15 protein-coding genes are annotated in these 13,674 nt (G+C 71.7%); 6 read left to right on the top strand and 9 right to left on the bottom strand.

What is annotated here, in order from left to right:
• Positions 1-25: 25 nt before the first annotated feature.
• Positions 26-997, bottom strand: coding sequence for a 2,3,4,5-tetrahydropyridine-2,6-dicarboxylate N-succinyltransferase (gene dapD / locus AC0VXQ_RS07305; protein WP_061225068.1), 972 nt, complete (start codon positions 995-997; stop codon positions 26-28).
• Positions 998-1,076: 79 nt separating this feature from the next.
• Here dapD and dapE point away from each other — a divergent pair, with 79 nt between their 5' ends.
• On the top strand, positions 1,077-2,192 hold the full coding sequence (gene dapE, locus AC0VXQ_RS07300; protein WP_061225067.1) for a succinyl-diaminopimelate desuccinylase: 1,116 nt from the start codon (positions 1,077-1,079) through the stop codon (positions 2,190-2,192).
• A gap of 69 nt (positions 2,193-2,261) precedes the next feature.
• Here dapE and AC0VXQ_RS07295 read toward each other — a convergent pair whose 3' ends face one another.
• Genes AC0VXQ_RS07295 through AC0VXQ_RS07280 form a run of 4 tightly spaced genes read right to left on the bottom strand, consistent with a single transcriptional unit; the run spans position 2,262 to position 5,460 of the window.
• Positions 2,262-3,122: an amino acid ABC transporter permease gene (locus tag AC0VXQ_RS07295; protein WP_055684464.1), complete on the bottom strand. Its 861-nt coding sequence runs from the start codon at positions 3,120-3,122 to the stop codon at positions 2,262-2,264.
• Positions 3,119-3,793: an amino acid ABC transporter permease gene (locus AC0VXQ_RS07290; protein ID WP_055684463.1), complete on the bottom strand. Its 675-nt coding sequence runs from the start codon at positions 3,791-3,793 to the stop codon at positions 3,119-3,121. Before AC0VXQ_RS07290 ends, AC0VXQ_RS07295 begins: the two co-directional genes overlap by 4 nt.
• A 13-nt stretch (positions 3,794-3,806) precedes the next feature.
• Positions 3,807-4,643 (bottom strand): glutamate ABC transporter substrate-binding protein, encoded by an 837-nt coding sequence (locus tag AC0VXQ_RS07285; RefSeq protein ID WP_475528154.1) that lies wholly within the window; start codon positions 4,641-4,643, stop codon positions 3,807-3,809.
• A 34-nt stretch (positions 4,644-4,677) separates the two neighbouring features.
• Positions 4,678-5,460: an amino acid ABC transporter ATP-binding protein gene (locus AC0VXQ_RS07280; RefSeq protein ID WP_061225065.1), complete on the bottom strand. Its 783-nt coding sequence runs from the start codon at positions 5,458-5,460 to the stop codon at positions 4,678-4,680.
• A 104-nt stretch (positions 5,461-5,564) separates the two neighbouring features.
• Here AC0VXQ_RS07280 and AC0VXQ_RS07275 point away from each other — a divergent pair, with 104 nt between their 5' ends.
• From AC0VXQ_RS07275 to AC0VXQ_RS07260, 4 genes are all read left to right on the top strand, one after another.
• Positions 5,565-5,729: a hypothetical protein gene (locus AC0VXQ_RS07275; protein WP_165590111.1), complete on the top strand. Its 165-nt coding sequence runs from the start codon at positions 5,565-5,567 to the stop codon at positions 5,727-5,729.
• A complete protein-coding gene (locus AC0VXQ_RS07270; RefSeq protein WP_475528151.1) occupies positions 5,726-7,084 on the top strand; it encodes a hypothetical protein in 1,359 nt (452 codons plus the stop codon). The genes AC0VXQ_RS07275 and AC0VXQ_RS07270 overlap by 4 nt, the downstream gene beginning before the upstream one ends.
• Before the next feature lie 119 nt (positions 7,085-7,203).
• Positions 7,204-7,371 carry a DUF3117 domain-containing protein gene (locus tag AC0VXQ_RS07265; protein ID WP_064724935.1) on the top strand — a complete coding sequence of 56 codons (168 nt, stop codon included), beginning with the start codon at positions 7,204-7,206 and terminating at the stop codon, positions 7,369-7,371.
• Between the two features lie 96 nt (positions 7,372-7,467).
• A complete protein-coding gene (locus AC0VXQ_RS07260; RefSeq protein WP_055684459.1) occupies positions 7,468-7,827 on the top strand; it encodes a twin-arginine translocase TatA/TatE family subunit in 360 nt (119 codons plus the stop codon).
• A gap of 46 nt (positions 7,828-7,873) precedes the next feature.
• On the opposite strand, the gene AC0VXQ_RS07255 is transcribed toward AC0VXQ_RS07260, so the two are convergent.
• From AC0VXQ_RS07255 to AC0VXQ_RS07245, 3 genes are read right to left on the bottom strand one after another with little or no spacing between them, the layout of a single operon-like run.
• On the bottom strand, positions 7,874-9,031 hold the full coding sequence (locus tag AC0VXQ_RS07255; RefSeq protein ID WP_055684458.1) for an Mrp/NBP35 family ATP-binding protein: 1,158 nt from the start codon (positions 9,029-9,031) through the stop codon (positions 7,874-7,876).
• A complete protein-coding gene (locus tag AC0VXQ_RS07250; RefSeq protein WP_224799738.1) occupies positions 9,028-9,711 on the bottom strand; it encodes a DUF1003 domain-containing protein in 684 nt (227 codons plus the stop codon). The genes AC0VXQ_RS07255 and AC0VXQ_RS07250 overlap by 4 nt, the downstream gene beginning before the upstream one ends.
• Positions 9,704-10,996, bottom strand: a complete 1,293-nt coding sequence (locus tag AC0VXQ_RS07245) for a magnesium transporter MgtE N-terminal domain-containing protein (RefSeq protein WP_055684457.1) — start codon at positions 10,994-10,996, stop codon at positions 9,704-9,706. The genes AC0VXQ_RS07250 and AC0VXQ_RS07245 overlap by 8 nt, the downstream gene beginning before the upstream one ends.
• Positions 10,997-11,121: 125 nt before the next feature.
• Between AC0VXQ_RS07245 and AC0VXQ_RS07240 the strand changes: the two genes are divergently transcribed.
• A complete protein-coding gene (locus tag AC0VXQ_RS07240; protein ID WP_131800564.1) occupies positions 11,122-12,009 on the top strand; it encodes a YflT domain-containing protein in 888 nt (295 codons plus the stop codon).
• A 76-nt stretch (positions 12,010-12,085) separates the two neighbouring features.
• On the opposite strand, the gene AC0VXQ_RS07235 is transcribed toward AC0VXQ_RS07240, so the two are convergent.
• Positions 12,086-13,648, bottom strand: coding sequence for an aminopeptidase P family protein (locus tag AC0VXQ_RS07235; RefSeq protein WP_475528145.1), 1,563 nt, complete (start codon positions 13,646-13,648; stop codon positions 12,086-12,088).
• Between the last annotated feature and the right edge of the window lie 26 nt (positions 13,649-13,674).

Here is a 13,674-nt window from a genome sequence, read left to right as displayed (position 1 = left end):
GGTGGTGCGGCGCGGGCGGCGCCGCTCAGTTCTGGTGCAGCGCGGTGTTCAGCTCCACCTGACCGCCGGAGCGGGCGATGGCCTCCACGGTGCCGGTCTGGGAGTTGCGGCGGAACAGCAGCCCCGGGGTGCCGGAGAGGTCCACCGCCTTGACGACGTCGGCCCCGGCCTCGGTGCGCACCGTGACCCGGGTCCCGGCGGTCACGTACAGTCCGGCCTCCACCACGCAGTCATCGCCCAGGGAGATCCCGACCCCCGCGTTGGCGCCCAGCAGCACCCGCTCGCCCAGGGTGATCCGCTGGGTCCCGCCGCCGGAGAGGGTGCCCATGATCGAGGCGCCGCCGCCGACGTCGGTGTGGTCCCCGATGACCACGCCCTGGCTGATCCGGCCCTCGACCATCGCGGCCCCCAGGGTCCCGGCGTTGAAGTTCACGAAGCCCTCGTGCATCACGGTGGAGCCCTCGGCCAGGTGCGCGCCTAGGCGCACCCGATCCGCGTCCCCGATGCGCACCCCGGAGGGCACGACGTAGTCCACCATACGGGGGAACTTGTCCACGGCGTACACGGTCAGGGGCCCGCGGGCGCGCAGGCCCAGGCGCAGACCCTCCAGCTCGGCGGCCAGCACCGGTCCGGCGCTGGTCCAGGCCACGTTGGCCAGGTGCCCGAAGATCCCGTCCAGGTTCAGCCCGTTGGGGCGGACCAGTCGGTGGGACAGGGCGTGCAGGCGCAGCCAGGCGTCGGCGGCGTCGGCCGGGGCGGCGTCCAGATCCGCGACCGTCTCCACGACCCGCTGGATCACGTTGCGGGCCGGGTCATCGGCCGCGGCCTCCTCCAGGCCCGCGCGCACGGACTCCTCGGGGTTCCCGCCCAGGCGGGGGGAAGGGTACCAGACGTCCAGGACGGTGCCGGCGCGCTCGCCCGCGGCGACCGTCGTGGCCAGACCCAGGGCGGCGACCCGGCGCTCGGCGGAGGTGTTCTCAGGGGTGGTCTCAGTCATGGGCACCAGTCTACGGATGCGGGCATGTCAGTCCCGTCAGCCGCCCCTGTCCGCCGGCTGTGCCGCCTAGGGTGGAACCATGCACGATTCCCCCTGCGCACCCCCCGCCCTGGACCTGACCGGCGACGTCGCCGAACTGACCCGCGCCCTGCTGGACATCCCCTCCGTCTCCGGGCAGGAGACGTCGATCGCCGACGCGGTCCACGCGGCCCTCACGCCGCTGGGCCACCTGCGGGTGCATCGCAACGATGATGCGATCGTGGCCCGCACCGAGCTGGGCCGGGCCGAGCGGGTGGTGCTGGCCGGGCACCTGGACACCGTCCCGCTGCCCACGACCCCCGGGGCCCGCGGCACCGTGCCCTCCCGGTGGGAGCAGGCCGACGGGCAGCGGATCCTGTACGGGCGCGGGGCCACGGACATGAAGGGCGGGGTCGCGGTGCAGCTGGCCCTGGCTGCCGCCCTGACCGCGCCGCGCCGGGACGTCACCTACGTGTTCTACGACCACGAGGAGGTGGCCGCGGAGGCCTCCGGCCTGGGCCGGCTGCTGCGGGAGGAGCCCGGGCTGGTGGATGACGCGGACTTCGCGGTGCTGCTGGAGCCCACCGACGGGACCATCGAGGGCGGGTGCAACGGGACCCTGCGGTTCTGGCTGAGCACCGAGGGCGTGGCCGCCCACTCCGGGCGCGCCTGGAAGGGCGTGAACGCGATCCACCGGCTGGGCCCGGCCCTGCGGATCCTGGAGGAGTACCGCCCGGCCACCGTGACCGTGGAGGACCTGGACTACCGCGAGGGTCTCAACGCCGTGCAGATCGAGGGCGGGGTGGCCGGCAACGTCATCCCGGATGCCGCCCGGATGCACGTCAACTACCGCTTCGCCCCGGACAAGACCCTGGAGCAGGCTCAGGAGCACGTGCGGGAGCTGTTCGCCGGGTACGCCCTGGAGTTCGCGGACCTCTCCGCCGCGGCCCGGCCCGGGCTGGATGCCCCGCTGGCCCGGGAGCTGGTCGCCGCGGTGGGCCGGGAGCCGAAGCCCAAGTACGGGTGGACCGACGTCGCCCGCTTCTCCGCCGCGGGGATCCCCGCCGTGAACTTCGGTCCCGGGGACGCCCTGCTGGCCCACACCGACGACGAGCACGTCAGCGCCCAGGCGGTGCGGGACTGCTTCTCGGCCCTGCACGGCTGGCTCACTGACTGACTGACCCGGACGGCGCCGCGGGGAACACCGCGGCGCGGATCGGACCGGGCTCGAACCTGGGCGGGCGGGTCAGACCGGGTCCACCGCGGCGGTCGCATCCGGGCGGGTGCGCCCGGAGGTGCGGCTGCTCAGCCACCGGGAGACCCACCCGGCCAGGGCCGTGAGCAGGACGTTGATGACGATGAACAGCGCCGCCGCCATCAGCAGGGCCTGCAGCATCGAGTGCGCCGAGCCCAGCCGCCGGGCCGCGGCCAGCAGCTCGGGGTAGGTGATGATGTAGCCCAGCGCGGTGTCCTTGAGGATCACCACGAACTGGCTGAGCAGGGACGGCAGCATCGCCACCAGCGCCTGCGGCAGCTGCACGATCCGCATCACCTGCGCCCGGGAAAGACCCAGGGCCAGACCGGCCTCGCCCTGCCCGCGCGGCAGCTGCTGCACCCCGGAGCGCACCAGCTCCGCGATCACCGAGCCGTTGTACAGGGTCAGGCCCAGCACCACCGCGTACAGCGGCAGCTGCCGGGGGCTGACCACCCCCAGCCCGCCCAGCCACAGATAGAAGAAGATCATCATCAGCAGCACCGGCACGGCGCGGAAGAACTCGACGATCACGGTGCACACCCACCGCACCGGGGCCAGCCCGGAGAGCCGGCCCATGCCGAAGACCAGGCCGAAGACCACCGAGGTGACGATCGCCAGGCCCGCGGCCTTCAGCGTGGATTCCAGGCCGGGCAGGAAGAAGTTGCGCCAGGCCCGGGAGGTGAACAGGAAGTCCCAGTGCTCGGCGTCGAGCTGACCCTTGGCGGCGAGCCCGGCCAGGATCCACCAGCAGATGCCGGCGACCAGGACCAGACCCAGCACGTTGAACCCCAGGGTGATCCGCTGGGCCCGGGGCCCCTGCGCGTCGAACAGGACGCTGCGCTGCGCGCTCATCGTCTCACCGCCCACTTCCGGGACGCCCACGTGGTGATCAGGCCCATCGGGATCACGATCATCACGAAGCCCATGGCGAAGGTGAAGAAGATCGCCAGGATCACGTCGGAGTCGAATTCGATCATGGTCTTCATCAGCCCGGAGGCCTCCGCGACCGAGGCCACCGAGGCCACCGTGGTGTTCTTGGTCAGCGCGATCAGCGTGTTGCCCAGCGGGGTGATGGCCCCGCGCAGCGCCTGCGGCAGGATCACGATCCGCGCAGCCGGCAGGAACCCCAGGCCGATGGCGCGGGCCGCTTCCGCCTGCCCCAGGGGCACCGTGTTGACCCCGGAGCGGATCGCCTCGCACACGAACGCCGCGTGGTAGACCACCAGCATGACCACGGCCCAGGCGAAGAAGTTCCGATTGAAGTCATCCGAGAGGGTGATCTTCAGCTGGGTCCAGAAGCCCAGCACGGCCACGGCCATGAGGATGGTCAGCGGCGTGTTGCGCAGCAGGTGCACGTAGCCGGTGCCGAGCCAGCGCAGGGAGGGCACCGGAGAGATGCGCATCAGGGCCAGCAGCGTCCCCAGGATGAAGGCGCCGATCGCGCCCCAGAAGGTCAGCTGCAGGTTCGCCCAGAACGCCCCGAGGACGTCGTACTGGCGGAAGAGGGAGAGGAACTGATCCACGGCGGGCGGGCCCCTAGGCGCAGGAGGAATCCGGCTTGGGCGGGTTGAGCTTCTCGTTGTAGTGGAAGTTCGCGCCCCTGGTGGCCTCGTCCAGGTCCTTCTTCCAGGTGCCGTCGTCCTCCATCTTGGTGATGGCCTCGTTGATCTTCTGGCACTTGTCCGAGCCCTTGGGCAGCCCGACGCCGTACTTCTCCTCCGTGAAGGTGTTGCCGACCACCTTGAACTTGCCCTTGTTGGCGTCCGTGGAGGCCAGACCCGCCAGGATGATGTCGTCCGTGGTCACGGCATCTACCGTCCCGGCCTCCAGGGCCCCGAGGCAGTCGGCGTAGCCGGACTGCTCCACCAGGTTGGTGCCCTGGGCGTAGGAGTCCTTGATCTTCTGGGCGGAGGTGGAGCCCTTGACGGAGCAGAGGTTCTTGCCGTTGAGGTCATCCGGGCCCGTGATGGAGGTGTTGTCCGCCTTCACGAGCAGGTCCTGGCCGGCCACGAAGTAGGGGCCCGCGAAGTCCACGGTCTTCTTGCGGGTGTCGGTGATGGAGTAGGTCGCGAAGATCATGTCCACCTGGTCGTTGGCCAGCATGTTCTCCCGGTTGGCCGAGGGCGCCTCGACCCATTCGATCTGGTCCTCGTCGTAGCCGAGCTCCTTGGCGACGTACTTCGCGACGTCGACGTCGAAGCCCGTGTAGGTGTCGCCGTCCTGGTAGCCCAGGCCGGGCTGGTCGAACTTGATGCCGATGCGCACGGTGTCGCCGTCGGAGCCGGAGTCCCCGCACCCGGTCAGGGCGAGGGTCGCGACGGCGCCGAGGGCGGCGGCGGTGCTCAGGCGGCGGAGGAGGGTGCGGCGGGTCATGGTGTGCTCCTTCGGGTGCGGTGCTGCGAGGGCGTCAGTGGTTGAGGATCTTGCCGAGGAAGTCCCGGGCCCGCTCGGTCTGCGGGTGGGTGAAGAACTCCTCGGGGGTGTTCTGCTCGAGGATGCGCCCGTCGGCCAGGAAGACCACCCGGTCCGCGGCCTTGCGGGCGAAGCCCATCTCGTGGGTGACCACGATCATCGTCATGCCCTCCCGGGCCAGGGACTCCATGGTCTCCAGGACCTCGGTGATCATCTCCGGGTCCAGGGCGGAGGTGGGCTCGTCGAAGAGCATGACCCGCGGCTTCATCGCCAGCGCGCGGGCGATGGCCACGCGCTGCTGCTGACCGCCGGACAGCTGCGCGGGCAGCTTGTGGGCCTGATCGGCCACTCCGACCTTCTCCAGCAGCGCTCGGGCCGTGGCTTCGGCCTCCTTGCGGGACTTGCCGCGGACCTTGATGGGTCCCAGGGTCACGTTGTCCAGCACGGATTTGTGGGCGAAGAGGTTGAAAGTCTGGAAGACCATGCCGACGTCGGAGCGCAGCCGGGCCAGCTGATGGCCCTCGGCCGGCAGCGGTTGGCCGTCCACGGTGATCTCCCCGCCGTCGATGGTCTCCAGGCGGTTGATCGTGCGGCACAGCGTGGACTTGCCCGAGCCGGAGGGGCCGATGAGCACGACGACCTCGCCGGGGGCGACGGTCAGCTCGATGTCCTTGAGCACGTGCAGGTCCCCGAAGTGCTTCTGCACCCCGGACAGGCGCACTTCGGCGCCGGCCTGGGAGATCAGGGCGGTCTCGGTCAGCGGAGCGGTGCTGGGCATGGGACCCCGTTCGGTGATGCGGACATGATGTGAATCAGATTATAGGAACAGGTGATGTCACGCACGTTACGCGACGGCGTCGCGGCCCCCGACGGGATGGGAGGATGAGGAGCATGAACTACGTGCTCGTGGGCCTGACGCTGATCGTCATGGCCGTGGTCATCATCTCCTGTGCTGTGCTGGGCACCGATCGCATCAGCGCCGCCGAGCGCCTGTCCGAGGACGGCCTGGACACCCCCGGCCCGGCCCGCGGCCCCCTCGAGCGGTGACCCAGTCCGACGCCGCGACCGCCGCGCCGGGCCCCGGGCCCGCACCGGGCGCCGGGCCCGCCGGCCGGCTCAGCCGCCGCCTCGCGCGCACCGTCGCCCCGACGCTCGGGCGCCTGCCCGTGTGGGTCGTGCTCCTGGGCATCTACCTGCTGACCCGGGTCTGGGGCTGGATCGTCTTCAGCCTCGTCGCCCGCCAGCAGGGGACCAACCCCTGGGTGGACGGGCCGATGGACTACGGCAGGTTCATCGGAATCTGGGATGCGGACTGGTACCGGCAGATCGCCGCGACCGGCTACCCGCAGCAGCTGCCCACCGATCTCGACGGGCACGTGCGGCAGAACCCGTGGGCCTTCTACCCGCTGTTCCCGCTGGCCACCCGCGCCCTGATGCGGATCACCGGCCTGGGTTTCGTGCCGGCGGGCGCGGCGATCTCCCTGGCCTGCGGGGCGGTCACCGCGGTGCTGCTCTACGGCTTCTTCCGGGCCTGCCGCCGCGACGGACGCTCCGCCGGGCTCACCTCGCCGGCCCGCACGATCGACGCCGGCCCGGCCCTGGCCACGGCCCTGGTCCTGCTCAACCCCATCGCCCCGATCCTGCAGGTGCCGTACGCGGAGTCCATGAACCTGATGTTCCTGGTCGCGGTGCTCTGGGCTCTGACGGCCCGGCGGTGGGGTATCTGCGCGGTGCTCCTGGTGCCCACCTGCCTGTCCCGGCCCGTCGGGGTGCCCCTGGGCGCCGCCCTGGGCCTGTGGTGGCTGGTGGGCTGGCTGCGCACCGTGCGTCAGGTGCGGTCCGAGTCCGGGGCCGCCTCCGCCTCGGCGGGGCGGGCGACGCTGCTGGCGCTTCGACGCACCCGCGCCGAGCTGACCCTGGCCCTGTTCGCCTGCGCCTGCGCCCTGATCTGGCCCGGCATCGCCTGGGCCGTGACCGGGCGGCCCGACGCCTACACCGCCACGGAGACCGCCTGGCGCGGGGAGCACCTGCTGCCCGTGCAGCCGTGGTTCCAGCAGGCCCGGGTCTTCTTCGGTGACGCCGGGTGGCTCGCGCTGGCCCTGCTGCTGCTGGGCGCTTGGGCCCTGCTGGGCTCCCGGGCCGTGCGGGGGAGCCTGCCCGGCGCGGTGCGGATGTGGCTGGGCTGCTACGCGGTCTATCTGCTGGTGTTCCTCTTCCCGCAGTCCTCGACCTTCCGGCTGCTGCTGCCGGCCTTCCCGTTGGCCGCACCTCTGGTGGAGGTCCCCCGGTCCCGCGCCTACCGCGTGCTGCTGCTGGTGGGGGCGGGGCTGGGCCAGCTGCTGTGGGTCGGGTGGCTGTGGCACTGGAAGAAGCTGCCCAGCGGCGGGGACTTCCCGCCGTGATCGTCTCCCGGGCTGACGCATCCGGACGTGACCGGGCTATCATGGGAGAAGGTGTGCGGCCCGGACCACTCGGGGGACCGTCCATCAGGAACCGTCCAGAGATCTGTGAAGGAGCGACGATGGCCGCGATGAAGCCCCGGACCGGCGAAGGCCCCATGCAGGTGGTCAAGGAGGGGCGATCCCTCATCATGCGCATCCCGCTGGAAGGCGGCGGGCGCATGGTCCTGGAGATCACCAAGGAGGAGGCCCAGACGCTCAAGGAGTGCCTGGAGCCCATCACCGACTGATCCGTCGCGCGCTCCCCGCCGCCCCGGCCCCGACGTCGGGAGCATCACCCGCCGCGGGCGGGGATCGCGCGGGTCTCGACTGATACTCTGCCAACTGTGTTTGGTATCAACGGCGGCGAGTTCCTCGTGCTCGCGGTCATCGTCTTCTTCGTCATCGGGCCCGAGCGCATGCCCGAGTACGCGGCGCAGCTGCGGGATCTCGTGAAGTCCCTGCGGCGCACCGCGATGGAGGCGAAGGACGGGGTCAAGGAGACCTTGGGGCCGGACCTGGAGGGCTTCAACTGGCGAGCCTACGACCCCCGCCAGTATGATCCGCGCCGCATCGTGCGCGACGCGCTGCGCGAGGACGAGGAAGAGCAGCGCCGCGAGCGGGCCTGGGCCAACCGGCCGCCGCAGGAGAACCTGGTGCGCCTGGCGCCGGGGGAGCTGGCCCCCTTCGACACCGAGGCCACCTGAGCCCGGCTCACCCGATCAGCGCGGCGGTGACCCCCGACCCACCGCTTCAGAGATTCAGCGGCAGGGACCGCCCGGGCAGATCCCGGCCCCGGGAGCCCAGGGCCTGTCCGATCCGCCGCAGCGCGCAGCCGGCCGGGGACTCGGGAGCCGACCACACCACCGGGGTGCCTGCGTCCCCGCCCTCGCGCAGGGCCAGATCCAGGGGCACCGAGCCCAGCAGCGGGACGTCGTAGCCGAGATCCTCGGTGAGTCGCCCCGCCAGCCGCTGCCCGCCGCCGGCCCCGAACAGCTCCATCGTGGACCCGTCCGGCAGGAGCATGGCCGCCATGTTCTCCACGACGCCGATCACCTCCTGGCCGGTCTGCAGGGACAGCGTCCCGGCCCGCTCGGCCACCTCCACGGCCGCCTGCTGCGGGGTGGAGACCAGCAGCAGGCGCGCGGTGGGCAGCAGCTGCGCCATCGAGATCGCGATGTCCCCGGTGCCCGGGGGCAGATCCAGCAGCAGCACGTCCAGGTCCCCGAAGTGCACGTCCGTGAGGAACTGCTCCAGCGCCCGGTGCAGCATCGGGCCGCGCCAGGCGATGGGCCGGTTGCCGTCCACGAACATCCCGATGGAGATCACCCGCACGGATCCCGCGCTGGGATCCTCCCGGGTCCGGTGGGGCACCTCCACCACGGGCGGCAGGATCATGTCCTCCAGCTTGGTCGGGGCCTGGGTGATCCCCAGCAGCCCCGGCACGGAGAAGCCGTGCACATCCGCGTCCACGATGCCCACGGAGCGGCCCTGGGAGGCCAGGGCCGCGGCCAGATTGACCGTGACCGTGGACTTGCCGACCCCGCCCTTGCCGGAGGCCACCGCGTAGACCTGGGTCAGGGAATCCGGCTGGGCGAAGGGATTGGTCCGGGTGTGGCCTAGGCGCTCGCGCAGCCGCTGCCGCTGCTCGGGGCTCATGTAGCCCACGCTCACCGCGACGTCGTCGATCCCCGCGACCGTCAGGGCCGCCTCCCGCACGTCCTGCTCGATGGTGCCGCGCAGGGGGCAGCCCTGCACGGTCAGCAGCACGGAGACCTCCGCGCGGCCCTCCCGCACGACGGCGGAGTCCACCATGCCCAGCTCCGTGATGGGCCGACGCAGCTCGGGGTCGATCACCCGGGCCAGGGCACGGCCCAGGGCGGCGTCGAGATCCTCGACCGCGGGGCTCACGAGCCGGCCCCGCGGGACCTCCCGGGCTCGCCCGCGGCCCCGAGCGAGGTGCCGGGCCCCGTCTCATCGGCCTGGGCCAGATCCAGGATCGAGGTCTTGGTCTCCGGATTGGACTTGACCCGCTTGCGCCGCCCGGGCCGCTCGCCGCCGGACTCCTCGGCGTCGTCCTCGTCCTCGGTCAGCTCCTCCAGCAGATCCCGCAGCTCCGAGCGCACGAAGTCTCGGGTCGCGACCTCCCGTAGCACGATCCGCAGCGAGGCGATCTCCCGGGTGAGGTACTCGGTGTCGGCCAGGTTCTGCTCGGCCCGCTGCCGGTCCTGCTCGGCCTGGACCCGGTCCCGGTCCGCCTGGCGGTTGTCGGCCAGCAGCAGCAGGGGAGCGGCGTAGGAGGCCTGCAGGGACAGCATCAGGGTCAGCAGGGTGTAGTTCAGGGCCCGGGGATCGAACTGCAGGTTCTCCGGCATGAACGTGTTCCAGCCCAGCCACACGGCCACGAACACCGTCATCCACACCAGGAACTGCGGGGTGCCCATCCACCGGGCGATCCCCTCGGAGACCACGCCGAAGGCCTCCGGGTTGGGCCGGTAGCGGCGGTACCAGCGCGGCTTGGACTCCAGGGGCGTATCCAGACCGGCCGGGCGCACCTCGCGGGCGCGCCGGGACTTCGATGCCTCACTCAAACTTCCGACCTGCCTTCCGCACCGGGGTGCCGTCGTCGTTGGTCCGCCAGTCATCCGGCAGCAGCGCGTCCAGGACGTCGTCGATGGTGATGGCCCCGACCAGCCGGTCGTGGCCGTTGACCACCGGGATGATCGTCAGATCGTAGGTGGCCAGCACCCGGGAGACCTCCTCCAGGGAGGCCATGTCCCGGACCGGCTCGATGCTGCGGTCGATGATGTTGCCCACCGGCTCCGGCGGCGGGAAGCGCAGCAGCTGCTGCATGTGCACCATCCCGATGTACCGGCCCGTGGGGGTCTCCAGCGGCGGGCGGCACACCAGCACCGCTGCGGCCACCGCCGGGCTGATCTCCTCCTGCCGGATCTGCGCCAGCGCCTCGGCCACGGTGGCCTCCGGCGGCAGGATGATCGGCACGGGGGTCATCAGCGAGCCCGCGGTGCCCTCCTCGTACTCCAGCAGACGCCGGACGTCGTCGGCCTCATCCGGCTCCATCCGCTCCAGCAGGGTCTCCCGTTGGGCGTCGGTGAACAGCCCGAGCAGGTCCGCGGCATCGTCCGGCTCCATCTCCTCGAGGATCTCCGCGGCGCGCTGCAGGTCCAGGTTGGACAGGATCTGCACCTGGTCATCCTCCGGCAGCTCCTGCAGCACGTCCGCCAGCAGCTCATCCTGCAGCTCCTCGGCGACCTCCAGCATCCGCTTCTCGTTGAGATCCTGCAGGGCGTCGGCCAGGTCCGCCGGCTGGGAGTCCTCGTGGGTGGCCAGGAAGTGCTCGGCCCCCTGCGGGTCCGCGCTGCGCCCGGAGGTGACCTCGTCCCAGTCCACCACCAGGGCCTGGTTGCGGTTGCGGCGCATCAGCCCGCCCCCGGCGCCCACCCGGCGCACGAACAGCTCCGAGATGGACCAGTCCCCGTTCTTGGACTGCTCCATCGCGCAGTCCTCGATGGTCGCGGTCCCGGAGCCGTCCACGAACTCCACCCGACGGTCGAAGATCTGCCCGATCACCAGCTCCTCGGCGCCGCGCTGCTCGAAGCGGCGCAGGTTCACCAGGCCGGTGACGATCAGCTGGGTGGAGTCGATGCTGGTCACCCGCGTCATCGGCACGAAGACGCGCTTCTTGCCCAGCACCTCCACGACGATGCCCACGACCAGGGGGCGGGGGTGCTTGGGCAGATTGTCCCGGTTCAGGACGACGACGTCGCGCAGGCGTCCCAGCCGGTCGCCGAGCGGGTCGAAGACGTCCAGGCCCAGGAGTCTGGCGATGAAGATTCTGCTCGGTTGGTTGCTCACCCATCCAGCCTACCCGGCGCCCGGGGCGGGATCCCGGGCCCTCGCAGGTCCGCGCGCGGTTCACCGGTGGCGATCATCCGCGGGCCCTCCCGCGCGCGGGGGCGGGGTTGTGGACAATGGTGGACATGGCTACTTCCGGGAAGAACAGGCTCGCCGACCAGCGCTCGCTGCAGCTGTCCTCCACCGTGCCGGTGGGGCGGTACTCGCGGCACGAGGACGCCCAGGCGGCGGTGGATCTGCTGGCCGAACGGGAGTTCCCGGTGCAGCATCTGAGCATCGTGGGCACCGACCTGCGCCAGGTGGAGCACGTGGTGGGCACCCTCTCCTACGCCAAGGTCGCCCTCTCCGGGGCCCTGCAGGGGGCGTTCTTCGGGGTGGTCATGGCCTTCCTGATGATCGCCTTCGCCCAGGACAGCCCCGCCGTCGCGTTCACCACCGCGGTGCCGCTGGGCATCTTCTTCTGGATGATCCTGGCGGTGATCAGCTACTCCCGCAACGGCGGGGCCCGCAACTACACGGCGGTCGGGCAGATCGTGGCCGGCAGCTACGAGCTGGTCTGCTCCCCGCAGGAGGCGCAGGAGGCCCGGCGTCTGCTCGGCGGCGGCGCCGCGCCCAGCCCCTTCCGCCCGGCCCCGGGCCAGCAGCCGGGTGCCCCCGGCGGGTACGGCCCGGGTGCTCCCCAGCAGGGACCGGGCTACGGCCAGGGCGGATACGGGGCCCCCGGCCCGCAGGGCGATCCCCGCTCCGGTGGGGGACAGCCGTCCGGGGGGCAGCCTGGGTGGGGGCAGGCGCCGCAGGCCGGACCCGGACAGGCCGGACCGGCCGCCCAGCCGGGGACCCCTGAAGCCGACGCCGCGGAGTCGAGCTCCCAGCCCGGCCAGGAGCACCAGACCGGCCAGGAGCAGGCGGGGCAGACCGGCGGGCAGAACCCCCGGCGCACCCAGGCCGCGGACTACCAGGACCTGCCCGACGGGCGTCCCCGCTACGGCATCCGCGACGAGGACCACCGCTAGGCCCCGCTGAGATGCCGGATCCTCGCATCTCAACACGGAACCCTCATCTCACCTCCCTCGGGAGCGCAGAGGGCGACTAGCCGGCCAGCTCGGCCATCCAGGCCTCGATCTCCTCGGTGGTGCGCGGCAGGGCCGCGGTGAGGTTCTGCGCCCCGTCCGCGGTGATCAGCACGTCATCCTCCAGGCGCACCCCGATGCCCCGGTACTCCTCGGGCACCGCGAGGTCATCCTCCTTGAAGTACAGGCCGGGCTCGATGGTGAAGACCATGCCCTCCTCGATGATCCCGTCGATGTACAGCTCCCGCTTCGCCTGCGCGCAGTCGTGCACATCCAGACCCAGGTGGTGGCTGGTGCCGTGCGGCATCCAGCGGCGGTGCTGCCCGCCCTCATCGGAGACGGCCTCCTCCACGGAGACCGGCAGCAGCCCCCAGGAATCCAGAGACTCGGCCAGGGAGCGCATGACCGCGGCGTGCACGTCCCGGAAGCGGTTGCCGGGCTTCGCGGCGGCGAAGGCCGCCTCCGAGGCCGTGAGCACGGCGTCGTAGATGCGCTTCTGCACCGGGGTGTAGGTGCCGTCCACGGGGAAGGTGCGGGTGATGTCCGCGGTGTACAGGGTGTCATCCTCGACGCCGGCGTCCACGAGCATCAGCTCGCCGTCGCGCACCGTGCCGTCGTTGCGGATCCAGTGCAGCACGGTCGCGTTGTTCCCGCACGCGGCGATGGTCTCGTAGCCGACGTCGTTGCCCTCGGTGCGCGCGGCGGAGAAGAACGCCGTCTCCACGACCCGCTCCCCGCGCCGGTGGGCCTTCGCGGCGGGCAGGGCGCGGATGATGTTCTCGAAGCCGGTGACGGTCGCGGCGATCGCCCGGCGCAGGTTCGCGACCTCCACCTCGTCCTTGATCAGGCGCAGCTCGGACAGGGCCTCGGTCAGGGCCGCGTCCTGGGTGTCCGCCTGCTCCAGGTCCACCCCCGTGTTGTACCGGGAGGTGTCCACCAGGGCGTCCACGTTCAGATCCACCTCGCGCACCAGGCGCACCTGCACCCCGCCCAGGGCCCGGTTCCCGGCGTTCTTGGTCACCGCGACCTCCAGCTCGGACAGGTCCGCTGTGGCGATGCCGTACTCCGCGTGGATCTCCTCCAGCGTGGGCTGGGGGCCGACCCAGAACTCCCCGTAGCGGGGGTCGGAGTAGAACTGGTCCGTGTCCCGCCCGGCCAGGGGCCGGAAGTACAGGGTGGCCTCGTGCCCGGAGCCGTCCGCGGCGGGTTCGGCCAGCGGCTCCATGACCAGCACCGCGTCCGGCTCGTGGTCCACGCCCAACCCGGTCAGATGCGCGAAGGCGGAGTGCGGGCGGAAGCGGTAGTCGACGTCGTTGGAGCGAACCTTCAGCGGGCCGGCCGGGATGACCAGGCGCTCGCCGGGGAATTTCGCCGAGATCGCGGCTCGACGGCGCGCGGCGGCCTCGGCCACCTCGGCGCGGGCCGGCAGCTGCTCGGAGCGGGGGGCCCACTGGGAGCCGATGAACTCCTTGAAGGCGGCCGAGCGCGGGGGCTGGGAGCGGTTGGTGACCCGCTCGCCCAGCGGCTGGTTCTCCCCCTCGGGCAGGGGGGTCTCTGCGGGGGTCTGGTTCTGGGAAGTCATGTGCCCACGATAACGCGGGGCGCACG

The organism is Rothia sp. QJM3NY_36, from assembly GCF_056173115.1.
This window is presented reverse-complemented; position numbering and strand designations above follow the sequence as displayed.